This window comes from Pseudomonas sp. F8002 (assembly GCF_013385495.1).
Classification (GTDB): domain Bacteria; phylum Pseudomonadota; class Gammaproteobacteria; order Pseudomonadales; family Pseudomonadaceae; genus Aquipseudomonas.
The window spans coordinates 72827-97148 of record NZ_JACAPW010000018.1 but is presented as its reverse complement, the minus strand read 5'-3'; the positions used below and the strand labels follow the sequence as shown (position 1 = coordinate 97148).

Here is a 24322-nt window from a genome sequence, read left to right as displayed (position 1 = left end):
CCATTGGCGGGCCGCAGGCGTTATCCTGTGCCGCTAATGGAGGCTTTTTCATGCAAATCTACAAAGTCGGTGGTGCGGTACGTGATCGCCTGCTGGGCATCCCCGTTACCGATATCGACCGTGTCGTAGTCGGCGCTACCACTGAAGAAATGCTCGCCCTGGGCTACAAGCCTGTGGGGTCGGACTTCCCGGTATTTCTTGACCCGAAAAATGGTGACGAGTACGCCCTCGCCCGCACGGAGCGCAAGAGCGGCCGGGGTTATGGCGGCTTTGTGTTTCACGCCAGCCCCGAAGTTACCCTGGAAGAAGACCTGATCCGCCGCGATCTGACCATCAACGCCATGGCCGAGGATGACGCGGGCAACCTGACCGACCCTTATCACGGCCAGCAGGATCTGGACGCACGCATTCTGCGTCACGTTTCCCCGGCGTTTGCCGAAGATCCACTGCGTGTCCTGCGCGTTGCCCGCTTTGCTGCGCGCTATGCCGGCCTCGGCTTTACGGTAGCGCCCGAAACCCTGGAACTGATGCGCGAACTCAGCGAGTCGGGCGAACTGGAAGCCTTGACGCCCGAACGCAGCTGGAAGGAGATTTCCCGCGCATTGATGGAAAACCAGCCACAGGTGTTTATCCAGGTGCTACGCGATTGCGGCGCCCTGAAAACCCTGATGCCGGAAATCGACGCACTGTTTGGCGTGCCGCAACCCGAGGCCCATCACCCCGAAATCGATACCGGCGTGCACACATTGAGCGTGCTGGAACAGGCGGCCATCCATGCCCAACCGTTGACCGTCCGCTGGGCCTGCCTGCTGCACGATCTGGGCAAGGGGCTCACGCCTGTGGATAAGTTGCCGCAGCATATCGCTCATGAGCAACGCGGCGTGAAGCTGATCAAGGCGATGAACGAACGCTTCAAGGTGCCAAGGGATTGCCAGGAGTTGGCGTTGCTGGTGGGCGAATATCACACCCACGGCCACCGCGCACTGGAGCTGAGGCCCTCGACATTGCTGGAGTTGCTGCAAAGCTTCGACGTTTACCGTCGCCCGCAACGCTTTGAAGAGTTTGTGGTGGCATGCGAGATGGACGCCCGCGGGCGCAAGGGCCTTGAGCAGAGAAGTTATCCACAAGCCGATTATTTGCGCGGTGCGGCGCTGGCGGCCAGAGGTGTGGCTGTCGCGCCGCTACTGGAACAAGGCTACAAAGGTCCCGAACTGGGCGAAGCGCTGAAACGCGAACGGCTCAAGGCGCTAAAAGCCTACAAGAGCGAGTCCGGCGTCAACGGCTGATCCCGCCATTCGAACGCGACCGGCGCCAGTACCTGGTCAATGTGTGCATCCTCCCACAGCGCGGCAAATGACTTGCCCACCTCAGGATGCACACGCTGCGGCGCCATCAACGACAGCGGCCACAGCACAAACGCGTTCTTCAGGATTTCGGCCCGGGGCAGGATCAGGCCATCGAAGTTACCCACCAGCTCGCCATACAGCAGCACGTCGATGTCCAGCGGCAAGCCCTTGCGATCCGGGGCGTAGCGGCCATTGTCGGCCTCGATGAATTTCAGCCGGCGGTCCAGCTCCATCAACGGCAGGTCGGTATACGCCGACACCACCAGATTGAAGAATGGCCCGCTCTTGATGCCCACAGGCTGGCTTTCAAACACCGGCGAACAGCGCATCTGCGTCAGGAAACCCGCCAGCGCATCAAGGCCAGCGTGCAAATGGGCCTCACGCTCGATGTTACTGCCAAGACCAAGGTAAACCTGAGTTAGCGACATCCGCGCTCGATCTCCACGCCCACACCCTTGGCGGCCGGTACGGCGCCGGGCTTGGTCAGTTTGAGGTGCAGCCAGGGAATCTGGAACTCACTCATCAACACTTCAGCCAGGCGCTCGGCGAAGGTTTCCACCAGCTGGAATTGCGCCTGCTCGGCAAAGGCCTGGATCCGCGCGGACACGCTGGCGTAATCCAGCGCCAGGGTCAGGTCATCACCGGCAGCGGCCGGGCGGTTATCCCAGGCGAAGCTCAGGTCCAGACGCAGGCATTGCCGGATACCGCGCTCCCAGTCGTAGGCCCCGATCACGGTGTCGACTTCCAGGCCTTCGATAAACACTCTGTCCAAGCACTCTTCTCCGCTGCACGACAAGGGCGCGATGCCCCGTTAGAATCAGGGCGTCCTCGCCCGGAATAGTTAGCATGTTTTGGTTACTGGCGACTCTCGCCTACCTGCTCGGCTCGCTGTCCTTCGCCATTTTGCTCAGCCGCCTGACGGGAAATCCCGACCCGCGAATGAGTGGCTCAGGCAATGCCGGCGCCACCAATATGTTGCGCCTGGCCGGCAAGAAACTCGCCGTACTCACGCTGTTCGGCGACGTCTGCAAGGGCCTGCTGCCGGTGCTGATCGCCGATCTCGCCGGGCTGTCGCTGCAACAGCAAGCCTGGATCGGCGTCTGCGCGGTGCTCGGCCACCTGTTCCCGCTGTACTTTCGCTTTCGCGGCGGCAAAGGCGTTGCGACGGCGGCCGGCATGCTGCTGGGGATCTACCCACCGGCGGCGCTGCTGGCCATCCTGGCCTGGCTGCTGACGTTCTACCTGACACGCACCAGCTCACTGGCCGCCCTCATCGCCACGCCCCTGACCCTGCCGTTGCTGGCGTGGCAGGAACCGGAGGCGCTGGTGCCGATGAGCGTGCTCACGCTGCTGATCGTCTGGCGCCACCGGGGCAATTTACGCGACCTGTTTGCCGGGCGCGAACGGCATTTTTAAATACGCCCGGTGAACCCGGCTCACGTTCGCCCGTTACAGCGGCGGCAACTGCTCCATCGGCCAGCGCGCCTGCACGCTGATTGCCAGGCTTTCATGCTGCCCGGCCTGCAAACGCTGGCAACCGGCATAGGCGATCATCGCACCGTTATCGGTGCAGAATTCGGGACGCGCATAAAACACGTCGCCCTTCATGTCGCCGAGCATTTTCTCCAGGGAGCTGCGCAGCGCCTTGTTCGCGCTGACGCCGCCCGCGATCACCAGGCGCTTCATGCCCGCCTGCTTCAGGGCCCGCTTGCACTTGATGGTCAAAGTCTCCACCACGGCCTGCTGGAACGCCAGCGAGATGTCGCAACGGGCTTGCTCACTGTCGTCTCCGGCGCTGACGCTCTGCTGCCAGGTGTTCAGGGCAGAGGTTTTCAGGCCGCTGAAACTGAACATCAGGCCAGGGCGATCGCACATCGGGCGCGGGAAGGTATAGCGCCCCGGAACGCCTTTTTCTGCCAAGCGGGCGATTTCCGGGCCGCCCGGATAATTAAGGCCCATCATCTTCGCGGTCTTGTCGAACGCTTCACCGGCAGCGTCGTCCAGGCTTTCGCCCAACAGCGTGTATTGACCGATCCCGTCGACCTGAACCAGCTGCGTATGGCCGCCTGAAACCAACAAAGCGACGAACGGGAACGCTGGCGGGTTTTCTTCCAGCATCGGTGCCAGTAAATGGCCTTCCATGTGGTGCACACCAAGGGCCGGAATGCCCCAGGCAAATGCCAGCGCCTGGGCGCAAGAGGCCCCAACCAGCAGGGCTCCGACCAATCCGGGGCCTGCGGTATAGGCAATGGCGTCGATCTCGGTCGGCACGCAGCCGGCCTCGTCCAGCACCTGGCGAATCAATGGCAGCATGCGTTTGACATGATCACGGCTGGCCAGCTCCGGCACCACGCCACCATAGGCGCGATGCAGGTCGATCTGACTGAACAGTGCGTCGGCCAAAAGCCCGCGTTCACTGTCGTAAAGTGCGACACCGGTTTCGTCGCACGAGGTTTCTAATCCCAGAACTAGCATGGGTTTGCGCCTTGTAGAGGCTGAATTCGAAGGCGCGCATAATAGTCGCCACTCCCCCTCCCGACTAGCGGTTTTCGATCAGAGGCTTTGCATTCCGGGCAATGAGGGGTTAACATCCGCAACCCTTAAAAACCGACGACCTCAGCCGCGAATTTTTTGCGACGAGAACGTTGATTCCCGGTAATGAAAGAAGGTAGCTCTGGATGCCAGCCGTCAAAGTAAAAGAGAACGAACCCTTCGACGTAGCTCTGCGTCGTTTCAAGCGCTCCTGCGAAAAAGCCGGTGTTCTGGCTGAAGTTCGTAGCCGCGAATTTTACGAGAAGCCAACTTCTGAGCGTAAGCGTAAAGCAGCAGCCGCTGTTAAGCGTCACGCCAAGAAAGTTCAGCGCGAGCAGCGCCGCGCCGTTCGTCTGTACTAATACACAGACGTTCGTAGCAAGCTTCTGCCAAGCCCGGCCCTCAGCCGGGCTGTTGGCATTTGCGGATATCGCTTGATGCTTCACCGTTGACGCCGCACACGCGACTGAAACGAACTGCTTCACACGTCAGGACTGGCTCTTTTGCCAGCGGTGCACGTCTCTTCTGACGAGCCTCACAAGGCTACTGACGAGCACACTTATTTTTTAACAGGCGATCAACAGGTCGGCTGCGCCCACCGATGAGCTTCCGAGGCCCCCACATGGCCAAGACCGGACTCCCGGGCAACATTTCTACGCCGGGCACTGATCGGAACTAACGTCAGTGAATGTTCGGCAGATACACTTCCTGACAGACCAAGCAGACGACAGTAGATCGAGCCGCACAACACGCGCGCCTTGAGCACTTTGCGGGCCCTCTTTTACACGCAGTGATGACGAGAACGCCATGGCCGGGCTAATTCCCCAGAGCTTTATTGACGACCTTCTGAACCGCACCGACATCGTCGATGTTGTCAGCTCGCGCCTGCAGATGAAAAAGGCCGGCAAGAACTACACCGCCTGCTGCCCGTTCCACAAGGAAAAGACTCCGTCGTTCAGCGTCAGCCCCGACAAGCAGTTCTACTACTGCTTCGGCTGCGGCGCTGGCGGCAACGCCCTCGGCTTCATCATGGACCACGACAACCTGGACTTCCCTCAGGCCGTCGAGGAACTGGCGAAAGCCGCCGGCATGGAAATCCCCCGCGAAGAGAGTGGCCGCCCGCACAAACCGCGGCAACCCACCGATTCGCCGCTGTACCCGCTGCTTACCGCTGCTGCCGACTTTTACCGCCAGGCACTGAAAAGCCACCCGCAGCGCAAAGCCGCCGTCGATTACCTCAAGGGCCGCGGCCTGACCGGTGAAATCGCCCGCGACTTCGGCCTCGGCTTCGCCCCGCCGGGCTGGGACAACCTGTACAAGCACCTGAGCAGCGACACCCTGCAGCAAAAAGCCATGATCGACGCCGGCCTGTTGGTGGAAAACGCCGAGACCGGCAAGCGTTATGACCGCTTCCGCGACCGCGTGATGTTCCCGATCCGCGACAGCCGCGGCCGCATCATCGCGTTCGGCGGCCGGGTGCTGGGGGACGACAAGCCCAAATACCTGAACTCACCGGAAACCCCGGTGTTTCATAAAGGCCAGGAACTCTACGGCCTGTTTGAGGCGCGCAAGAACAACCGCAACCTCGACGAAATCATCGTGGTTGAAGGCTATATGGACGTGATTGCCCTGGCCCAGCAAGGTTTGCGCAACGCCGTGGCGACCCTGGGCACCGCGACCAGCGAAGAGCACTTGAAGCGCCTGTTTCGCGTGGTGCCCAACGTACTGTTCTGCTTCGACGGCGACCAGGCCGGCCGCAACGCAGCGTGGCGTGCCCTTGAGTCGACCCTGTCGAGCCTGCAGGACGGGCGGCGCGCACGCTTCCTGTTCCTGCCCGAAGGCGAAGACCCGGACACCCTGGTCCGCTCCGAAGGCACCGACGCGTTCCGCGCGCGCATCAACCAACACGCACAACCGCTGGCCGATTACTTTTTCCAGCAACTGACCGAAGAGTCCGACCCGCGCTCCCTCGAAGGCAAGGCCCACATGGTCACCCTCGCGGCCCCGCTGATCGACAAGGTTCCGGGCGCCAACCTGCGCACCCTGATGCGCCAGCGCCTGCTGGAAATCACCGGCTTGAGTGGCGAGGCCGTCAGCCAGCTGGCGCGCAGCGCGCCGCAAGAGGCGCCGCCGGCCTACGACCCGGGCATGGATTACGACGCCATGCCGGACTATTCCGACTTCCACCAACCGCAGGAGGCCTACACGCCCCAGCAGGAGTGGACACCGAAGAAACCCGGCGCCGGCGGCAAGAAATGGGACAAGAAACCCTGGGACAAAAACGGCAAACGTGGCGGTGACCGTGACGAACCGCGCGGCCCACGCGTCCCAGCAGCAGTAGAGCCGCCCACCATGGCAGCCCTGCGTACACTTTTGCACCACCCGCAACTGGCACAAAAAGTCGAGGATGCGGGGCACTTTGCGGCCGAAGACCACACCAATACGCAACTGTTGGTGGCCCTGCTCGAAGCCGTACAGAAGAATCCTAAGCTAAACTCATTCCAGCTGATTGCACGCTGGCACGGCACCGAACAGGGCCGTTTGCTGAAGGCATTGGCAGAAAAGGAATGGCTGATTGATGGCGATAACCTTGAACAACAGTTTTTCGACACCATTACTAGCCTGGTAGCTCGTCAACGCGAGCGAAACCTGGAACAACTTCTTCGAAAAGCGCGTCAGAGTGAATTGACCGCCGAAGAGAAAAATCAACTGCGCGACCTTTTAAGTCGCAATGTTTCCGCATCAAACCCGACCTCAGCTGGCGTGTGAGGTCATAGCTCGGGTATAATCCTCGGCTTGTTTTTTGCCCGCCAAGACCTTCAGTGGATAGGGTGTTATGTCCGGAAAAGCGCAACAGCAGTCTCGTATCAAAGAGTTGATCACCCTTGGTCGTGAGCAGAAGTATCTGACTTACGCAGAGGTCAACGACCACCTGCCTGAGGATATTTCAGATCCAGAGCAGGTGGAAGACATCATCCGCATGATTAATGACATGGGGATCCCCGTACACGAGAGTGCTCCGGATGCGGACGCCCTTATGTTGGCCGACGCCGATACCGACGAGGCAGCCGCTGAAGAAGCAGCCGCCGCGTTGGCAGCGGTCGAGACCGACATCGGTCGCACGACTGACCCTGTGCGCATGTATATGCGCGAAATGGGTACGGTAGAGCTGCTGACACGTGAAGGCGAAATCGAAATCGCCAAGCGTATCGAAGAGGGCATCCGTGAAGTGATGGGCGCAATCGCGCACTTCCCAGGCACGGTTGACCACATTCTCTCCGAGTACACTCGCGTCACCACCGAAGGTGGCCGCCTGTCCGACGTCCTGAGCGGTTATATCGACCCGGACGACGGCATTGCGCCACCTGCGGCTGAAATTCCGCCACCGATCGATGCCAAGGCTGCGAAAGCAGACGACGACACCGACGACGACGAAGCTGAAGCCAGCACCGATGACGAAGAAGAAGTCGAAAGCGGTCCGGATCCGATCATCGCAGCCCAGCGCTTTGGCGCGGTCTCCGATCAGATGGAACTGGCTCGCAAGGCCCTGAAGAAGCACGGTCGCGGCAGCAAGCAGGCAACTGCTGAATTGCTGGCCCTGGCTGAACTCTTCATGCCGATCAAACTGGTACCGAAGCAATTCGAAGGCCTGGTTGAGCGGGTTCGTAGCGCCCTTGAGCGTCTGCGTGCACAAGAGCGTGCCATCATGCAGCTCTGTGTCCGTGATGCGCGCATGCCGCGTGCCGACTTCCTGCGCCAGTTCCCGGGCAACGAAGTCGACGAAAGCTGGACCGACGCACTGGCCAAAGGCAAAAGCAAATACGCTGAAGCCATTGGTCGCTTCCAGGCCGACATCGTTCGTTGCCAGCAGAAGCTGACTGCATTGCAGACCGAAACCGGTCTGACGATTGCCGAGATCAAGGACATCAACCGTCGCATGTCGATCGGTGAGGCCAAGGCCCGCCGCGCGAAGAAAGAGATGGTTGAAGCGAACTTGCGTCTGGTGATCTCCATCGCCAAGAAGTACACCAACCGTGGCCTGCAATTCCTCGATCTGATCCAGGAAGGCAACATCGGCTTGATGAAAGCGGTGGACAAGTTCGAATACCGTCGCGGCTACAAGTTCTCGACTTATGCCACCTGGTGGATCCGTCAGGCGATCACTCGCTCGATCGCCGACCAGGCCCGCACCATCCGTATTCCGGTGCACATGATCGAGACGATCAACAAGCTCAACCGTATTTCCCGGCAGATGTTGCAGGAAATGGGTCGCGAACCGACCCCGGAAGAGTTGGGCGAACGCATGGAAATGCCTGAGGATAAAATCCGCAAGGTATTGAAGATCGCTAAAGAGCCGATCTCCATGGAAACCCCGATCGGTGATGACGAAGACTCCCATCTGGGTGACTTCATCGAAGACTCGACCATGCAGTCGCCAATCGATGTTGCTACCGTTGAGAGCCTGAAAGAAGCGACTCGCGACGTACTGTCCGGCCTCACTGCCCGTGAAGCCAAGGTACTGCGCATGCGCTTCGGCATCGACATGAATACCGACCACACCCTTGAGGAGGTTGGTAAGCAGTTCGACGTTACCCGTGAGCGGATTCGTCAGATCGAAGCCAAGGCGCTGCGCAAGCTGCGCCACCCGACGAGAAGCGAGCATTTGCGCTCCTTCCTCGACGAGTGATCACAAAAACCCCGGCCCAGGCCGGGGTTTTTGCTTCTACAGATTAAATCCTCGCTGCCTCCCCTCCCCCGCAATGCCCGTCTACACTCGAAACATTCCCCGTGCCATAACGAGACCGTTATGCCCAGATTGCCGACCGTGTTACTGCTGTCGCTGCTGACCTGGACCGCAACGGCTGGCGCGTTGACTCTCACCGATGAAGAGCGTGGCTGGCTGGCGGACCACCAAGAGTTGCGCCTGGGCGTCGACGCCTCCTGGCCACCCTTTGAATACCGCGATGAAGACGGTCGCTACCAGGGCCTGGCCGCTGATTATGTGCGGCTGATGCAGGATCGCCTTGGCGTCAGGATCAAACTGATCGAGCCGGTGAACTGGAGCGCCGTGCTGGAACAGGCCCGCAACAACCAACTCGACCTGCTGCCGGGCATCATGTCCACACCGGAACGCCAGGGTTTCCTGTCGTTTACCCGGCCTTATCTCGACTTCCCCATCGTCATCCTCGCCCACGAAGGCGGCCCGCAACCACGCAGCCTCAAAGACCTGTACGGGTTGAAGGTGGCCGTGGTGGAAAACTACGCGCCCCATGAACTGCTGCGCACTCACCACCCGGACCTCAACCTGGTGGCCATGCCCAATGTCAGCGCTACGCTGCAGGCCCTGGCCACCGACAAGGTCGACGCCGTAGTGGGCGATCTGGCGTCCAGCGTGTGGAGCCTGCGTCAACTCAAGCTGGAAGGCCTGTACATCAGCGGCGAAACGCCTTACCGCTATCAGTTGGCCATGGGCGTACCCAAGGACGACAAGATGCTAGTGGGCATCCTCGATAAAGTCCTGGCCGACATCAGCCCGTCTGAGACCGAGGCCATCCAGCAGCGCTGGGTCGGCAACGTCATCGACCACCGCACGCTCTGGACGGATGTGCTGCTCTACGGGTTGCCGGCCGTGCTGTTGCTGAGCATCGTGCTGGCCGTGGTTATCCGGATCAATCGTCGGCTCAGCTCGGAAATTTCCCGCCGGGTCGCCCTCGAACAGGAACTGCGCAGCAGCGAATACCACTATCGCGGCCTGGTGGAGAGCCTTTCCGCGATCGCCTGGGAAGCCAGCATCAGCGATTTCACCTACAGCTACGTGTCGCCCCACGCCGAGGAACTGCTGGGTTACCCCCGTGCCCACTGGCTGATCCCGGGCTTCTGGCGCAACATCATCCACCCCGCGGACCTGACCCGCACCGAATCCTATTGCTACGCCGAAACCCGGGCCAACCGCGACCACAGTGTCGACTACCGGGTGATCACCGCCGATGGACGCTGCCTGTGGGTGCGGGACATCGTCAGCCTGATCGAACACGGCCACGAACCCGTGCTGCGCGGCCTGATGATCGACATCAGCGAGGCCAAGCGCACCGAGGAAGCGTTGCAACTTTCGGAACAGAAATTCGCCTCTGTGTTCCAGCAATGCCCGGACATCCTGGTCATCGCCCGGCTGTCGGACGGCTGCCTGATGGAGGTCAACAAGGCATTCGAAGACCAGATCGGCCTGAGCGCCGAAGCAGTCGTAGGAAAAACCGCCACTGAACTGAATATCTGGGGCATCCAGGGCGTAGGCCCCGGCCTGCTGCAACGGGTACAGACCACCAGCATCCGCAACCTGGAAATGCCCTTCCTGCGCAGCAACGGCCAGGCCTTCACCGGACTGATCTCCGCCGAACCCTTTCAACTGGATACCACCGAAGCCCTGGTCGTGGTGGTGCGTGACATCACCCAGCTGAAAGAAACCCAGCAGCGACTGCAGACCTCCGAAGAGAAATTCGCCAAGGCCTTTCATGCCTCTCCCGACGGCCTGCTGTTGTCCCGCCAAAGCGACGGTTTGCTGATTGAGGTCAACGAAGGATTCAGTCGAATTACCGGCTTCAACAGCGTGATGTCGCTGGACCAGTCAACCCTGGACCTCGGGATCTGGGTCGACCTGAACGAACGCAAAGACATGCTGGAGCGGCTGCAACGGGATGGATTTGTCCGCGACTTTGTCTGCCACATCCGCCGCAGCGACGGCGAAATTCGCCTGTGTGAAGTCTCCAGCCGCCCGCTGCCCATCGGCGACGACGACTGCATGCTGACCATCGCCCGGGACATCACCGAACGCCAACTGATGCAGGAAAAACTGCAACAGGCCGCCACCGTGTTCGAGAGCACGGCCGAAGGCGTACTGATCACCGACACCCGGCAAAATATCAGCGCCGTGAACCGCGCCTTCAGCGAGATCACCGGCTACAGCGAAGCCGAGGCCCTCGGCCAAACCCCGCGCCTGCTTGCCTCGGGCCTGCACGACAGCGCCTTCTACGCGGCCATGTGGCACCAACTGACGGCCAACGGCCACTGGCAAGGCGAGATCTCCAACCGGCGCAAGAGCGGCGAGCTGTACCCCAGCTGGCTGACCATCAGCGCCGTGCGCAACCGCGAGGAGTCGATCACTCACTTCGTCGCCGTGTTTGCCGACATCTCCAGCCTCAAGCACGCCCAGGCGCGCCTCGATTACCAGGCCCACCACGACCCGCTGACCGGCCTGCCCAACCGCACCCTGTTTGAAAGCCGCCTGCAAGCCGCCCTCAACAACCAACAGGAAACCGGCAGCCAGGGCGCCGTGCTGTTCCTCGACCTCGACCGTTTCAAACACATCAACGACAGCCTCGGCCACCCGATTGGCGACCTGCTGCTCAAGGACATCGCCGTTCGCCTCAAGGACCAACTGCGAGACGTCGACACCGTCGCCCGCCTGGGCGGTGACGAATTCATCATCCTGCTGCCCGGCCTGCAACAAGCCAGCGACGCCGAACACCTGGCCAATAAGCTGCTGGCCTGCTTCACCCCACCGTTCCAGGCGGGCGAGCATGAGTTCTTCATCAGCGCCAGCATCGGCACCAGCCTGTACCCACGGGACGGAAACGACGTCGCCACCCTGGTCAAAAACGCTGACGCCGCCATGTACCGCTCCAAGGCCAAAGGCCGCAACCGCGTCGAAAGCTACACCCAGGACCTCACCGCGCAAGCCAACGAGCGCGTGGCCCTGGAACACGAACTGCGCCGAGCGATCGAGCGCGACGAATTGTCTCTCTATTACCAGCCGAAACTCAGCCTCGACACCCAACAACTGATCGGCGCCGAAGCCCTGATTCGCTGGCGCCACCCCACCTTCGGCGAAGTGCCGCCCGAGCACTTCATTGCCCTGGCCGAAGAGAACGGCATGATCCTGCAGATTGGCGACTGGGTACTGGAGCAGGCCTGCCGACAGATGCACGACTGGCGAGAAATTTTTGATGACTTCGGCCCGCTGTCCGTCAACCTCGCCGGCGCGCAACTGCGCCACCCCAACCTGCTGGCGCGCATCGAGCAACTGCTGCGGGACAACCGCCTGGAGCCTGGCTGCCTGCAACTGGAGATCACCGAAAACTTCATCATGAGCCAGGCCGAAGAAGCGCTGGAGGTGCTGCACCAGCTCAAGCATCTGGGCGTGCAACTGGCCATTGATGACTTCGGCACCGGCTATTCGTCCCTCAGCTACCTGAAACGCCTGCCGCTGGACTTCCTGAAGATCGACCAATCCTTCGTCCGCGGCCTGCCCGATGACCCACACGATGCGGCGATCGTGCGCGCCATTATTGCCCTGGGGCACAGCATGCAATTCACCATCATTGCCGAAGGTGTGGAAACGCCGGCCCAGCAAGCGTTTCTGGCGGCTGAAGGTTGTGAGCAGATGCAAGGCTACATCGTCAGCCTGCCGCTGCCGCCGGACCTTTTCGCCGCTACTTTCCTTCGTATGAGCGTTTCGGACTTTTCGGATGGCACAGCGAAGAAACCATCGCTATAATCCGCGGCCTACTGAGGGCCTATAGCTCAGTTGGTTAGAGCAGGGGACTCATAATCCCTTGGTCGTAGGTTCGAGTCCTACTGGGCCCACCATCTTGAAAGCCGCGCACTGCGCGGCTTTCGTGTTTCTGGCGGAAGTTTCCTGACGACCTGCGGAAAGTTTCTGCTTATCAGCGGACTGGCAATGAACGCAGACACGTACATGGCATGGATAGTGGAATCACTTCACGGCCTAGAAACGGGGTTGCCTCTGCCTTCTCAGCAACTGGCGATTCAACCGCTTCAACCTCTGTGTTTCAGGTAGTGGACAAAGCCATGTCCGACGGCTGGGCGATAGATGCCGATATCCTGGCGAGGATGGGAACCCGCGCCTGGCACGAAGTGGGAATGATATTTTTTGATTTGTTGACCGCCATAATCGTCTACGCGGCAACACTCATTATCGCGGTACCTGCTGGAGCAATGATCATCGTTGCAAAGGGAATGCTGTCGATCATGCTGGGGATCGGGCCAATTTTTATCATGATGCTGTTGTTCGGTCAGTTCACATCCAAATGGTTCGATAGCTGGTTCGCCCAGGTCATCACCTACATCCTGCAAATAGCGTTGGTGGTCACTGTGCTCAGCTTCGGAATTAAGTTCTTCTCATCGCTAACCAGCGACATACTCGCGACACCCGCCGACTACCCCATTGCCACATTTCTGGAGCTTCTGGTGGTAACGGTTGTTGTGCTGTACATGTTGCAGCAAGCCAATGCCGTCGCTGGCAGCCTTGCAGGTGGACTATCAAGTGCAGGGCTTACCCTACGCGGAATCGCGAGCGGTGCCGCCTCACCGATTACCAAAGGGCTTAACCGACAGTCCACGCGGCGCGACATGCAGTCGGGCCAAATGGTCACCGCTGGACGCTTGAACCACCTTGCGGCCGGTAATACAGCCTGGAACCCAGCCTACCGACAGCACGTCATGCAGAACATGGGCAAAAACTGGGGGAACGCTACCGGCGGCAAAGTAAATCAGTAGCCCTGACTTATGACTCATCAGACCTCGCTTCGTCGGGGTCTTTTTCTGAGCACCGTCGACAAGCGTATGTCGGGTCAAGGGGTTGGTGCGGCCCGCAGGAGCGAAGCGACGAGGACTCGGCCCCTTGACGCGGCAGAAGCGACCAACGCTTACGGCATGGGTGTTGGGGATCAAGGCCGGAGGCCTCCCCCTGCACCCTTGACGACAGAGGGCGACTCGCTCCCTTTCCGATTGCGGGAAGGGCGGGGGGATGGGCAACTCTCAAACCCGTTAACCAATTGTAAATAAACGACTAATAACAAAAACAAGACAGTTTCAGCGCGCCTCTGATTCATGTTCAATCATAAGGCGTATTAAACCCACCCCGGACACACAACACGCGGAAGGCGAATGCAACACGACTACGAAAACTCCGCGCTTTGCTTGGGCAACCCCTTCGGTTGCATCCCGTGTCCGAACTTGCCGGACTGGCTGCGGGGGCAGGTACTGCGGGCAGAGCCCTTGACCTCCCCCTTGCTATAGCCTCAGTGCTTACTGTGGCATCAAGGGTACGGCTACGCCCGGCATCCTCACCCGTTCGGTGCTCGCCTTCGGCTCCGCTCCGCATGCGGCTTCCGGTGCCGCCCTTGACACCACATCCAGCTAAAACCTTGATACTTTGGTGCGCACCTTGAACATAGCGCTAATGCGGTCCTACGTTCAGCCAAACAGCGAGAAATCCACATGACCTCAAACAACCAAGAGCCGACGCAGCACCAAGGAAGCATCGAAATTGAAGCCGTTGATACGAAGGAACCGGAGCATCAGATTTCTGAGGCAGAGCAGAATGAGCGTAAAAAAGCTGTCGCCTTTGCCAATACAGCCATCGGCCTTTCTGGATTCGAAACTTCAGAAGAAATGAAACACCTTGGTCAACGCTACATCACCGGCGAAATTGACCTGAACGAATTTGTGATTCTCTCTCATAAGATGCTTCCTGACAGCGACGATTCTCAGCCATCAGGAACGCAGTGAGCGTTGCAAAAAGCTTGTTCATGAACAAGGAATGGAATGCGTGGGGGTCTAATGCAGGATAGGCAAAGCGCCGGGTAAGCGTATGACAAAGTGCTCCCGTGGCAGCAAATCTCTTGTTCATGAACAAGTACTAAGTCCCATAGATATCTAGTGCAGGATAGGCTTTCACCGAAAAGCTGTATTACACAACGCCACCTCCACCACGTTATTTCCTTGGTCATGAACAAATTTGAAGAAAGGTGGCGCACTACTGCTGGATAAGCAGACCACCGGTCAAATGCGCACGCACCCGCTTTTGCCGAAACTCGAATGAAGAGGCCAACGTGACATCATTCACCAGCCCCGGTGGCCCGGTTCCATTCTCTGCCGCGCCGTGGGGGAGCAGATGCTGGTGCAAAGGTTGGTACAGCATCGCTGTCGATTCCGCTTGCCGTGAGGGCTTGCAGTCTGCAGACTCTGTGGGTTATCCACCCAAGTGAAGCATATGATGAACGGCGAAATCCCCCTCTCCTCCTTTGCCACCGCTCTGATGACGGCAGGCGACCTGGATGAAGGGACGTTGTGCCCTGAGAAGCTTGTAAGCGACCTCATGAATGGGCACGCAACCGATTTCGTCTACAACACATTGTCATTGTCTGACCGGCGCAGCCACGGAGTTTTCTTCTCAGGTGCCTCGTGGGCGAAGAAAATTTTGGCAGGGCGTGATCTAACTGGATGGCAACGTTTCGTCGATCCAAGTGTTGGTGTTGGTGACCTACTTCTTGAGGTATGCCGCTCTTTGCCGTTGAATAAAACAGCTAACGACACGATTAAGGACTGGGCGGATAGGCTAGTTGCCGTCGATTTAAGAAAATCATTTCTAGATATAGCTTGGATGAGAGTTCAAGCTCTTGCCTTTCACCGCCATGCTGCTGAAAAGGGACAATCCAATAAAATTATTTTCAAAGAGCTTCCAGATAATTTCCTAGTCGGAGACGCACTTGAAATTGATCTGCAACTTACGCCGAACGATTGTGTAGTCATGAATCCACCTTACCAGCGGATTCAGGCGCCTGAAAATAGCTTTGCCGGAAAAGGAAAGCGATCTGCTGCTGCGCTTCACCTTGAACATATTATACGGACAGCTCCGCCCGGAGTAGGCATCTTCGCATTGATCCCGGACGTACTGAGAAGTGGCAGCTCCTACGCCAAGTTCAGAATGGAGTTAACAAATCTAATTAATCTTATCTCGTTCGAGCCATTTGGCGCTTTTGGCACACAAGCTGACATTGACGTAGCCATACTTGTCGCCACATCGAAGGCTCCCGAAGAAGTCTTTATAGAACCTGATCCGGAAGTATGTAATGAGCTATGCGTCGAGGAGTTCTTCTCAGTATCTGTTGGACCGGTAGTACCTCACCGAACGCCTACTAATGGTAAGCTTTGTGGGTATCTAACTGCCAAGAACGCAGCTGTTGGCGAGGAAATAAAAGCAGCGTCAGAATTTGCCACATATAACTGTCGAATAGAACGCGGGCCATTTGTGATAGTGCGTCGAACCTCTAGCCCTTCCGACAAAAAAAGGGCACGAAGCACATTATTCTCCTCACGAGAAGAAACTTTGGTAGAAAATCATCTTTTGATTCTCAAGCCGAAGGACAGAAAAATATCAACATGTCGCTTATTGTTGAATGTGCTAGATCATGAACGTACCGACGCATGGCTGAACCACCGCATCAGGTGTCGCCACTTGACGGTTGGTGCAATTAAGAGCCTACCCTGGATCGCAGATTGAAAACGGAGCAAACCATATGGAGTCGCCAGCGCTTGGATTTAGATTTGCCCCCTCTATCTTAGTAAGACTAGGCGAGGAGTTAGTTCCTAACCTCGACCAGGCAATCATTGAGCTGATTCGTAATTCTTACGATGCCGATGCTAAAGAATGCACAGTCGAGATTAAATTAGACAAAGGTGATGGCGGCACCATAGTTATTTCCGACAATGGTTCAGGGATGACGTCTGAACAAATACTCAACAACTGGTTAGTGCTGGGTGGCTCATCTAAAGAAAGTACTAAACTTACACCTAAAGGCCGTCGCACTGTTGGTGATAAAGGGTTGGGAAGGCTAGCCGCCTTGAGAGCAGGGTCTTCTGTTGAGATGGTAACGAGGCATGAAGATTCGCCTGCGGATGAAGCACATTCAATAACTATCGAATGGAGCAAGTACGACAAAGCTAAAGTTGTAGAGGAAGTCGGGCTTCCTTTAGAGAAAAGCAGACGTATCGATCCAGGCACCACGACGACTTTAAAGGGTATAAAACGCACCCTTGGGAAAAGTGAAACAGATCGACTGGGCCGAAGCATAGTTCTGCTTACTAGCCCCTTCAGCGGACAAAGCGACTTTAAAGTAAATTTGATAGCCCCTGACTTTCCTGAATTGGAGGCGCGAGTCAGAAATGGATATCTCGACGACGCAGAGTATGTTTTAAGGGCAAACCTGCATGCTGATGGTTCGGGCCATGCAGAAGTTTTAGACTTTAAGGGCGATTTGCTATACAGCGCAAACTCTGATGAATGGCCCATAAAAAAACCTAAAACCCCAATAAAATACAATGCTCCATCGGCGACGTTTGAACTTTACAGCTTTGTCTTCAATAAAAACGCCTTTGCTGGTCGCGGCTCTACTATTGGTGAGATAAAAAACTGGCTTAAGGTTATCGGAGGCGTGCATTTTTATCACCGTCAATTCAGAGTCCCACCATATGGCGACCCTGGACACGATTGGTTGGATATGAACCTTTCGCGAGCCCGAAGCCCAGAGGAACGTCCCTCCACTAATACCAGTGTTGGTCGTGTGATCGTTGATGATCCCGAAGGCGTGCTTAAACAAAAAACTGATCGATTCGGCTTTATTGAGAGTGACGAATTCTTTGAAATTCGCCGCTTTGCTAAAGACGCATTAGATTGGCTAGCTCGCCGTCGCTTGCGCGATGCTGAAACGCGCCGAGACTTGCAAAAGCAACAGTCCGGCGAAGAGCCAGCTAAAGCCCGCTCCGACTTACTAGACACCATTGCCCAGTCTTTGCCAGCGACAGAGCAAGAGAAAGCAATCAAAGCTCTTGATCGACTTGAGCAGAACTTTCAGAAAGAACTCCGTGCAACGCGAGAAGATTTGGTCCTCTATCGCTCTCTCGCCACCGCAGGCACTACGGCAGCAGTGTTCGCGCATGAGATTGGGAAACCTATAAGGACCATCGCCGGAAACGAAAAAACAATACGCCGAAGAGTAAAAAAATACTGCGCCGCCGAAATACTATCACAAATAGAACCTTCTCTAGATCTCATCGTGAGCGGCTCCGAGCGCCTTACTCGATTCGCTTCCATGCAAATTGATTTTCTGAAGCGCGAAAAAAGACGCCATGGTGCGGTTAATATCAACAAGGTGATCCAAACTCTTCATAATCTGTGGCGACCAATACTTGAAGACGCAAAGATCGAGCTGTTACTTACGCCTTATAAAACTGACGATGCGCTCATTTACGGCGCCGAGGCTCTTGTAGAGACCATTATCACAAATTGCCTGACGAATTCGGTTAGCGCTTTCGAACGCTCAGGGGCGCGTACAAAAGATAGGTTGATCAAAATCATGGTTAGCATCGAAGGCAATACTGTGGCAATTGAGGTCGAGGACAATGGCCCAGGCATAAATATGGACATTAACGAAATCTGGCTTCCTGGCAGAACAACTCGCCAAGAAGGAACCGGCTTTGGACTTACGATCGTAAAAGATTCTGTTCTAGATCTAGGCGGGAAATATAGTGCATCAACTGTAGATACGTCCGGTGCGATCTTCAAATTCGTTTTCCCATTATTAACAAACCAAGCCAATATATGAATATCATGAGACCAATTAGGACGGTAGCTGTTGTAGATGATGATGATCAAGCTGCTCAGACCCTCATTCACGCCCTGGAAGACGGCCGATTCAACCCTTATCGTCAAGAAGCTGCTGAGAGCTTAGCCGCTTTAGCCGACCTCATAGTGGAGAATTCCGATGCCGCTGTCTGTGATCATCGTTTGAGGTATGGCGCATTCGCCGATATATCAGGCGCGGAGCTCGCGGCAGCATTAATTGAGCGGAAGCATCCTACGATTTTAGTGACTCAATATCTCGACCAGTACGCAGACATTGCTATCCGAAGCCATCGAAATAATTTGCCAGTAGTTCTGCGGCGTGAAGATGCCGATGAACCTGATGAGCTTCGTGCGGCATTCGCAAGGTGCAAAAATGAGCTAAGACGTGGAAAAGTGGATGACCGCAAACTACATAGAACCTTGCTGCAGGTTATGGATATCTCGGATGTTGGTGGCATTGCAGTTATCGATGCCATAGTGAATGGTTGGAATGCCAAGGATACTGTACGATTTCCACTTTCATTAGTAGCCCCCGAGCACCAGAATAAAGTCTCACGCTTCAGCATACTCAGCGCTCTGACTAATGTTAGTACTCCTGAAAAGGTCGACCTATACTTTGAAAATGTAGAGCTTGCACCAGAGCCGGAGAGTGATGATGGCTTGTAGTGAACTAATAATACTCGACGTAGGGCATGGAAACTGCACGATCATTAAGCATGGCGATGAAGCAATCATAATCGACGCCCCTGGACGCCCCATCGTCGCCAAGGTGTTAGATGAGCTAAAGATTAAGTCAGTCCACGCGCTACTTATATCACACGCTGATAGTGACCATCTCTCCGGCGCCATCCCTATTTTGATGAATTCTGACCGCCCAGTCAAACAGGTTTATGTTAACCCGGACCTTAGAAAAACTGAATCGTGGACTCAGTTTCGAATTGCAGTAGGCGATGCAAGAAAAAAACAAGGCACTGCAGTTTACCCATCACTACATGTGGACCAACCGCAGGGTCTAACGCTATACGACACAACTCTCAGAGTTCTTCACCCAACCCCAGAAATGTGTTTGGCGACTATTGATGGTCAGCACACTGATGGAGTTAGGCTTAATGCAAATAGCATGTCTGCTGTTGTGTTAATTGAACACAATGGAGAACAGGTCTGCCTACTTGCGGCAGACTCCGGCCGACACAGCCTCGATATCATGCTTAGTGAGCATAGAGACTTACGTGCCCAAATATTGGTATTCCCGCATCATGGAGGCCACACAGGCGTTGCAGCCGACAATAGGTCCTTTGCCAAAGACTTGGTTTCTGCGGTGCAACCCAAGCTTGTGCTGTTTTCGCTGGGCAGGGGTTCCCATGGTACCCCTAGACCGGAAATTATAGCGGGTACTCGGGAGGCAATTTCAGCTCAACAACCGTACATAGCGTGTACTCAGCTTTCTAAAAACTGCGCAGATTCACTGCCCAGCCAGGCTGATAGAAAGCTAGTAAACCACTCAGAAGGTTTCTCAAAGAATCAATGCTGCGCGGGAACCATTGTTCTTCCTTTAAGTGATGATGGGGTGGAAATCATGATGGGAGAGCTCAATGAGCATCACGGAAAATTTGTGGTATCCGAATTGCCCAAAGCTCTTTGCCGACGCCAGCTTGCGCAAGCAGTACCGCAATTGATTGCAGCAGTCAGTTAACTGCGAATGGGTGCCCGTTTCCATTGCCACTCGTGGCCTAGCGGCTGGTTCAGATTTTTGCCCGCTTTCGCGGTCGACTCCACTTTTAGAAAGCGTCTACATCATCCAAAGCGACGCGTTCTGAAGTAGGTCTCACACAAGCGTGAGTTCCAACGAGAAACGCAAAATCAGTACAATCACGGTACAGTACCCAGCTTGAGCAACCTTCTCAAAATTACGCTCAACACCAATAACCACGGGCCCTCCAGCTATGCCAACCTACGTTCACCTACGAACGCTTTCTCTAGGCATACTAGCTCGCCCAGCAACTCATAATCCCTTGGTCGTAGGTTCGAGTCCTACTGGGCCCACCATACTCAAAGCCGCGCATTGCGCGGCTTTGTCGTTTCTGGCGCGTGAGTCGTGCAGCAATGAAACATTGGTTAGTTGTCCCGAACGGCTACGGCGCTGACCATGATTCCCAGTCAACGCCAATTCAGCACGAGAGAAACTTGTTCCATGCATCAGCAAAAACGCTCGCCGCGCAACGCAATCCACAGCCTGGGCATGCGTGCCGCAGCCACCGTCGCAATCACCCTCGCCACCTTGAGCGGTGCACAAGCTGCCCCCGCCGCCACTGACTCCATCAAGGCATTCAAGCTCTGCACCGGCGCCGACAACAATTCGCACGTACTGGAAGGCACCATCGACCAGAGCATGCGCAATGACGTGACCGCCGTTCACTTCAAGCAAACGGCGGCGCATTCCTCGTATAGCTGGCATAACGACCCGGAGCCACAGTACGTCATGACGCTGTCCGGCACCCTGGCGTTCGTGACACGCGGCGGTGAGAAGTTCACGTTGCATCCGGGTGAAGTACTGATCGCCGAAGACAACACCGGCACAGGGCATCGCTGGAATCTGGTGGACGATCAACCGTGGCGGCGAGGATACGTGGTGCTGAAGCCGGGTGCGCCGGATTCATTTATCCCGAACGATGCTGCCGCTGCGAAGGTGTGCAAGGGGTCGTAGTCTCGCTGATCACACCTCCTCGAATAAAAGAAAGACTTACGCTTTGCGGCGTAAGCCTTTTTTGTACTGCGTGCTCTACCGGCCCGTTATCAAACGGAAAGTTCGCGCAAAGCCGCCGTCGCCAGGAACCCAGAGCGCGAGGCATAGCGATGGTCTTTTTGCACTCGCTCATCGATACGATTCAAAAGTTGCTCAGGCAGTGAGGTGAGGCGTTGAACCTGACTGACTTGCCCAGGTAAGGAGTGAGATCAAAGTCGATCACCGCCCACACGCCACCCGCAAAGTCCGGATTCTCCAAATGGACGTCGACCTCTCTAGCCTGAGGAAGCCGCTCCTCATCAGCAACCAATCCCTCGAGGTGCAGCGCTAAAGCTTCGCGGACATTATCCAGAGCTTCGGAAAAGGTTGTGCCCGCAGAAAAGCAACCTGGCACGTCCGGGACAGTCACGCTGTAATCTGAATCAGCGCCTTTATGCATCACCACAGGGAATTTCATTTTTCACCCTCTGAATGAACCGCCTGGGGCTCACTCAACAGATCAGCAACGTGTTCCCCCATAGTGCCTTTCAGCTTACCAACGCATCAACAATGACTTGCGCCGTACCCAGCAACGGCGCATCCCCTCTGAACGCCCCAATTACCTGCAACCCCACCGGCAACTCCCCTTCCCCACGCATCACCGGCACATTTACCTGCGGCAAGCCAAAAGCGCCCCAGAACTTGATGAAGTCCGACGGGCCCGTGGTCGCCAACCCCACCGGCGCCAGCATCCCGCAGGAAACACTCAACATCGCATCAAACGGCTGGCAGATCTGCGCGAGCTGCGGGGCGAGTTGCGCGAGGCGTGACTTCGCAGCCGACTCCTGTTCCCAGCTTGTAGCCTTCGCACGCTCAATCATGGCCAATGTCGAATCACTGAGTAACTCAGGATGAGACTGAAACTCCTTGGCCAATGAACGGGCACCTTCGCAATCGTTGATCAACTGGTGATCGTCGAATACTCCGTCGAACGCTTCAGGCAACACGACCTCACTGACAAGAGGCCCCAACCTGGCTATCGCTAGCTCAATCGCCTGGGCCACCACCGGCTGCACATCCGACCAGCGAGAAGTACGGCAGAAACCAAGCCGCAAAGGCCGACGACCGACCTCAACAGCCGGAAACCCTCGAATCAACACCTGCGCCACCCGCTCAAGATCACGCACCGAACGGCCATACCAACCCACCGTATCAAAGCTCGGCGCCAGGGGTTTCACGCCTTCCAGCGAGACCAGTCCAAACGACGGCTTGAAGGCAAACAACCCGCAATAAGCCGCAGGCTTGAGCAACGACCCCGCCGTTTGGGTACCCAACGCCAACGGGAAAAACCCGGCCGCCATCCCCGCAGCAGAACCCGCGCTGGAGCTACCCGGAGTGCAGGACAAATCCAGCGGATTACGCGTCGGCCCGGTGTTCATGTAGGCAAATTCGGTGGTGTGGGTCTTGCCCATGATGATCGCGCCCGCCTGGCGTAGCAACGTCACCACATGGGCATCCCGCGATGGACGATTACCCTGGTAAATCGGCGAATAGAATTCCGTTGGGTGGTCGGCGGTATCAAAGATGTCCTTGACCCCTACGGGCACGCCGGCGAGCAGACCGGCGCAGCCCTCAAGCCCACGGGCTTGCTTGCTCACCGCCTCAGCGTCGAAGGATGCAAACGCCTGGATATCTGGCTCGTCGACGCTTATGCGCGCAAGAAAGTGTTCAGCAACCAAAGCCGGCGTAATCGCCCCCGAACCCACCGCCTCGGCGATGCCCGTTGCATCCAGGCCATTCATCAACGAGCCCTCACTTGGCAAACAACTGCCCAATGTCCTTGAACGCCTTGAACTCCAACGCGTTGCCGCACGGGTCAAACAGGAACAACGTCGCCTGCTCACCCACCTGGCCTTTGAAACGAATATGCGGTTCCAACACAAACTGGGTATTGCGCGCCTGCAAACGCTCCGCCAACGCATGCCAATCATCCCAACTCAACACCACGCCAAAATGCGGCACCGGCACGTCGTGGCCGTCCACTGCATTGGTGTGCGCCGCCTCTTGAGAAGCGGTTTTCGGATGTTCATGAATCACCAATTGATGTCCGAAGAAGTCGAAGTCGACCCAGTGATCACTGGCTCGTCCCTCCTCCAACCCAAACACCTCGCCATAAAACTGCCGCGCTGCCGCCAGGTCGAATACCGGAATTGCCAGGTGAAAAGGAGCCAGTGCCATCAGGTTTAACCTCTACGGGTATTAAGTCCTTGCGAGTCTAGCCTTGCCGTAACCGATGGAAAGACGATAGTTTTCGCATCGAGCTCAAATTATTTCGATCAATCGAGACGCCCATGCTGCGGGAACTGAAAACCTTTATCGCCGTTACCCGCCATGGCACGTTCGCCGCAGCGGGCATGCATATCGGGCTGACACAATCGGCGGTGAGTGCGCAGATCCGTCAGTTGGAGCAGGTGCTCGGCGTGCAGTTGTTCGACCGAACCGGGCGCCAGGCCACGCTGAACGCGGCGGGGATCCGCGCGCTGCCGCTGGCCAGGGAGATTCTCGAGACGTTCAACCGCATGGCTGTGCCGGTGGATGCCAATGAGTACAGGGGCGAGTTGAAGGTCGGCGCCATCACCACCGCCCAGACCGGCCTGCTGCCCCAGGCCCTGGTGCGTTTGCGCCAGGCGGCGCCGACGGTGGAGTGCAAGTTGGTGCCGGGAGTTTCCCTGGAGCTGCTCAGCCAGGTGGATGCAGGCGAACTCGACTCTGCAATCATCATTCGCCCACCCTTTGACTTGCCCAAGGAACTGCACGTGCAACTGCTGCGCAGGGAGCCGTTTGTGTTGATCGCGCCGCTGAAGGTCGAGGGGGATGACCCGCTGCAACTGCTCGCCGCTCATCCTCACGTGCGCTACGACCGGGCTTCGTTTGGCGGGCGGCTGGTCAGTCGCTTCCTGCGGGATCAGCGGCTGGACGTGCAAGTGGCGCTGGAACTGGACGAGATTGAGGCGCTGGTCAAAATGGTCGAATGCGGCCTGGGCGTTTCACTGGTTCCCCACGCCGGACTATGGCTGGACCGATCCCCGCAGGTGCGTGTCATCCCGCTGGGCGAGCTGACCTTTAACCGGGAAATCATCTTGCTGAGCCGCTACAGCCAGCGCAACCTTCCGGTGCCACAACTCTTTGCCCGATGCCTGCTGGCAGACACGATCTAAGACGCAAAAAAAAGCCGCACAT

General features: G+C 57.0%; 19 protein-coding genes, 1 tRNA gene and 1 pseudogene. 15 read left to right on the top strand and 6 right to left on the bottom strand.

The annotated features are described in order from the left end of the window. Nucleotides 1-50: 50 nt before the first annotated feature. Nucleotides 51-1286, top strand: a complete 1236-nt coding sequence (locus HX811_RS16075; protein WP_177046524.1) for a multifunctional CCA addition/repair protein — start codon at nucleotides 51-53, stop codon at nucleotides 1284-1286. Here HX811_RS16075 and folK read toward each other — a convergent pair. Together folK and folB are read right to left on the bottom strand one after the other, a co-directional pair. Next, a complete protein-coding gene (folK, locus tag HX811_RS16070) occupies nucleotides 1256-1774 on the bottom strand; it encodes a 2-amino-4-hydroxy-6-hydroxymethyldihydropteridine diphosphokinase (protein WP_102370018.1) in 519 nt (172 codons plus the stop codon). The genes HX811_RS16075 and folK overlap by 31 nt on opposite strands. Continuing rightward, nucleotides 1765-2118, bottom strand: a complete 354-nt coding sequence (gene folB, locus HX811_RS16065; protein WP_003211007.1) for a dihydroneopterin aldolase — start codon at nucleotides 2116-2118, stop codon at nucleotides 1765-1767. The genes folK and folB overlap by 10 nt, the downstream gene beginning before the upstream one ends. A gap of 74 nt (nucleotides 2119-2192) precedes the next feature. Here folB and plsY point away from each other — a divergent pair, with 74 nt between their 5' ends. Then, on the top strand, nucleotides 2193-2762 hold the full coding sequence (gene plsY / locus HX811_RS16060) for a glycerol-3-phosphate 1-O-acyltransferase PlsY (RefSeq protein ID WP_003211009.1): 570 nt from the start codon (nucleotides 2193-2195) through the stop codon (nucleotides 2760-2762). Nucleotides 2763-2795: 33 nt separating this feature from the next. Here the strand turns inward: plsY and tsaD are convergent, their stop codons facing one another. After that, nucleotides 2796-3821, bottom strand: a complete 1026-nt coding sequence (gene tsaD / locus HX811_RS16055; protein WP_087694726.1) for a tRNA (adenosine(37)-N6)-threonylcarbamoyltransferase complex transferase subunit TsaD — start codon at nucleotides 3819-3821, stop codon at nucleotides 2796-2798. Nucleotides 3822-4024: 203 nt separating this feature from the next. Between tsaD and rpsU the strand changes: the two genes are divergently transcribed. From rpsU to HX811_RS15995, 12 genes are all read left to right on the top strand, one after another. Next, entirely contained in the window at nucleotides 4025-4240 is a 216-nt protein-coding gene (gene rpsU / locus HX811_RS16050) for a 30S ribosomal protein S21 (protein ID WP_002551877.1), read from the top strand. A 445-nt stretch (nucleotides 4241-4685) separates the two neighbouring features. Then, nucleotides 4686-6647, top strand: coding sequence for a DNA primase (dnaG, locus tag HX811_RS16045; protein WP_003211012.1), 1962 nt, complete (start codon nucleotides 4686-4688; stop codon nucleotides 6645-6647). 67 nt (nucleotides 6648-6714) lie between these two features. Next, nucleotides 6715-8565, top strand: a complete 1851-nt coding sequence (gene rpoD / locus HX811_RS16040) for an RNA polymerase sigma factor RpoD (RefSeq protein ID WP_003211014.1) — start codon at nucleotides 6715-6717, stop codon at nucleotides 8563-8565. A 120-nt stretch (nucleotides 8566-8685) separates the two neighbouring features. Then, nucleotides 8686-12429 (top strand): bifunctional diguanylate cyclase/phosphodiesterase, encoded by a 3744-nt coding sequence (locus HX811_RS16035; protein ID WP_102370019.1) that lies wholly within the window; start codon nucleotides 8686-8688, stop codon nucleotides 12427-12429. Between the two features lie 15 nt (nucleotides 12430-12444). Beyond that, nucleotides 12445-12521: transfer RNA gene (locus HX811_RS16030), tRNA-Ile, on the top strand. Nucleotides 12522-12635: 114 nt separating this feature from the next. Beyond that, complete coding sequence (locus tag HX811_RS16025; protein ID WP_256344435.1) at nucleotides 12636-13451, top strand: type IV secretion system protein; 816 nt, start codon at nucleotides 12636-12638, stop codon at nucleotides 13449-13451. A gap of 723 nt (nucleotides 13452-14174) precedes the next feature. Continuing rightward, on the top strand, nucleotides 14175-14465 hold the full coding sequence (locus HX811_RS16020; protein ID WP_177046523.1) for an antitoxin VbhA family protein: 291 nt from the start codon (nucleotides 14175-14177) through the stop codon (nucleotides 14463-14465). A 484-nt stretch (nucleotides 14466-14949) separates the two neighbouring features. Continuing rightward, entirely contained in the window at nucleotides 14950-16239 is a 1290-nt protein-coding gene (locus tag HX811_RS16015; RefSeq protein ID WP_177046522.1) for a hypothetical protein, read from the top strand. Nucleotides 16240-16255: 16 nt separating this feature from the next. Then, entirely contained in the window at nucleotides 16256-18340 is a 2085-nt protein-coding gene (locus HX811_RS16010; protein ID WP_177046521.1) for a sensor histidine kinase, read from the top strand. Next, nucleotides 18337-19026: a hypothetical protein gene (locus HX811_RS16005; RefSeq protein ID WP_177046520.1), complete on the top strand. Its 690-nt coding sequence runs from the start codon at nucleotides 18337-18339 to the stop codon at nucleotides 19024-19026. The genes HX811_RS16010 and HX811_RS16005 overlap by 4 nt, the downstream gene beginning before the upstream one ends. Further along, entirely contained in the window at nucleotides 19016-20053 is a 1038-nt protein-coding gene (locus HX811_RS16000) for a ComEC/Rec2 family competence protein (protein WP_164545342.1), read from the top strand. The genes HX811_RS16005 and HX811_RS16000 overlap by 11 nt, the downstream gene beginning before the upstream one ends. A 498-nt stretch (nucleotides 20054-20551) precedes the next feature. Then, nucleotides 20552-21064 (top strand): cupin domain-containing protein, encoded by a 513-nt coding sequence (locus HX811_RS15995; protein WP_177046518.1) that lies wholly within the window; start codon nucleotides 20552-20554, stop codon nucleotides 21062-21064. Between the two features lie 89 nt (nucleotides 21065-21153). On the opposite strand, the pseudogene HX811_RS15990 reads toward HX811_RS15995, so the two are convergent. The 3 genes and pseudogenes from HX811_RS15990 to HX811_RS15980 form a co-directional block, all read right to left on the bottom strand. Then, nucleotides 21154-21560 (bottom strand): annotated as a pseudogene (locus tag HX811_RS15990) (type II toxin-antitoxin system HicB family antitoxin). Nucleotides 21561-21630: 70 nt separating this feature from the next. Then, nucleotides 21631-22884: an amidase gene (locus tag HX811_RS15985; protein ID WP_177046516.1), complete on the bottom strand. Its 1254-nt coding sequence runs from the start codon at nucleotides 22882-22884 to the stop codon at nucleotides 21631-21633. Between the two features lie 10 nt (nucleotides 22885-22894). Next, complete coding sequence (locus HX811_RS15980; RefSeq protein ID WP_003211024.1) at nucleotides 22895-23320, bottom strand: VOC family protein; 426 nt, start codon at nucleotides 23318-23320, stop codon at nucleotides 22895-22897. A 113-nt stretch (nucleotides 23321-23433) separates the two neighbouring features. Here HX811_RS15980 and HX811_RS15975 point away from each other — a divergent pair, with 113 nt between their 5' ends. After that, nucleotides 23434-24300, top strand: a complete 867-nt coding sequence (locus HX811_RS15975) for a LysR family transcriptional regulator (protein ID WP_177046514.1) — start codon at nucleotides 23434-23436, stop codon at nucleotides 24298-24300. Nucleotides 24301-24322: the final 22 nt, after the last annotated feature.

Excerpts from the sequence above, each read along its gene's own strand:
- HX811_RS16075 (WP_177046524.1), top strand. The coding sequence starts at position 51 with ATGCAAATCTACAAAGTCGGTGGTGCGGTACGTGATCGCCTGCTGGGC.
- folK (WP_102370018.1), bottom strand. The coding sequence starts at position 1,774 with ATGTCGCTAACTCAGGTTTACCTTGGTCTTGGCAGTAACATCGAGCGT.
- plsY (WP_003211009.1), top strand. The coding sequence starts at position 2,193 with ATGTTTTGGTTACTGGCGACTCTCGCCTACCTGCTCGGCTCGCTGTCC.
- tsaD (WP_087694726.1), bottom strand. The coding sequence starts at position 3,821 with ATGCTAGTTCTGGGATTAGAAACCTCGTGCGACGAAACCGGTGTCGCA.
- rpsU (WP_002551877.1), top strand. The coding sequence starts at position 4,025 with ATGCCAGCCGTCAAAGTAAAAGAGAACGAACCCTTCGACGTAGCTCTG.
- dnaG (WP_003211012.1), top strand. The coding sequence starts at position 4,686 with ATGGCCGGGCTAATTCCCCAGAGCTTTATTGACGACCTTCTGAACCGC.
- rpoD (WP_003211014.1), top strand. The coding sequence starts at position 6,715 with ATGTCCGGAAAAGCGCAACAGCAGTCTCGTATCAAAGAGTTGATCACC.
- HX811_RS16035 (WP_102370019.1), top strand. The coding sequence starts at position 8,686 with ATGCCCAGATTGCCGACCGTGTTACTGCTGTCGCTGCTGACCTGGACC.
- HX811_RS16025 (WP_256344435.1), top strand. The coding sequence starts at position 12,636 with ATGGATAGTGGAATCACTTCACGGCCTAGAAACGGGGTTGCCTCTGCC.
- HX811_RS16020 (WP_177046523.1), top strand. The coding sequence starts at position 14,175 with ATGACCTCAAACAACCAAGAGCCGACGCAGCACCAAGGAAGCATCGAA.
- HX811_RS16015 (WP_177046522.1), top strand. The coding sequence starts at position 14,950 with ATGATGAACGGCGAAATCCCCCTCTCCTCCTTTGCCACCGCTCTGATG.
- HX811_RS16010 (WP_177046521.1), top strand. The coding sequence starts at position 16,256 with ATGGAGTCGCCAGCGCTTGGATTTAGATTTGCCCCCTCTATCTTAGTA.
- HX811_RS16005 (WP_177046520.1), top strand. The coding sequence starts at position 18,337 with ATGAATATCATGAGACCAATTAGGACGGTAGCTGTTGTAGATGATGAT.
- HX811_RS16000 (WP_164545342.1), top strand. The coding sequence starts at position 19,016 with ATGGCTTGTAGTGAACTAATAATACTCGACGTAGGGCATGGAAACTGC.
- HX811_RS15995 (WP_177046518.1), top strand. The coding sequence starts at position 20,552 with ATGCATCAGCAAAAACGCTCGCCGCGCAACGCAATCCACAGCCTGGGC.
- HX811_RS15985 (WP_177046516.1), bottom strand. The coding sequence starts at position 22,884 with ATGAATGGCCTGGATGCAACGGGCATCGCCGAGGCGGTGGGTTCGGGG.
- HX811_RS15980 (WP_003211024.1), bottom strand. The coding sequence starts at position 23,320 with ATGGCACTGGCTCCTTTTCACCTGGCAATTCCGGTATTCGACCTGGCG.
- HX811_RS15975 (WP_177046514.1), top strand. The coding sequence starts at position 23,434 with ATGCTGCGGGAACTGAAAACCTTTATCGCCGTTACCCGCCATGGCACG.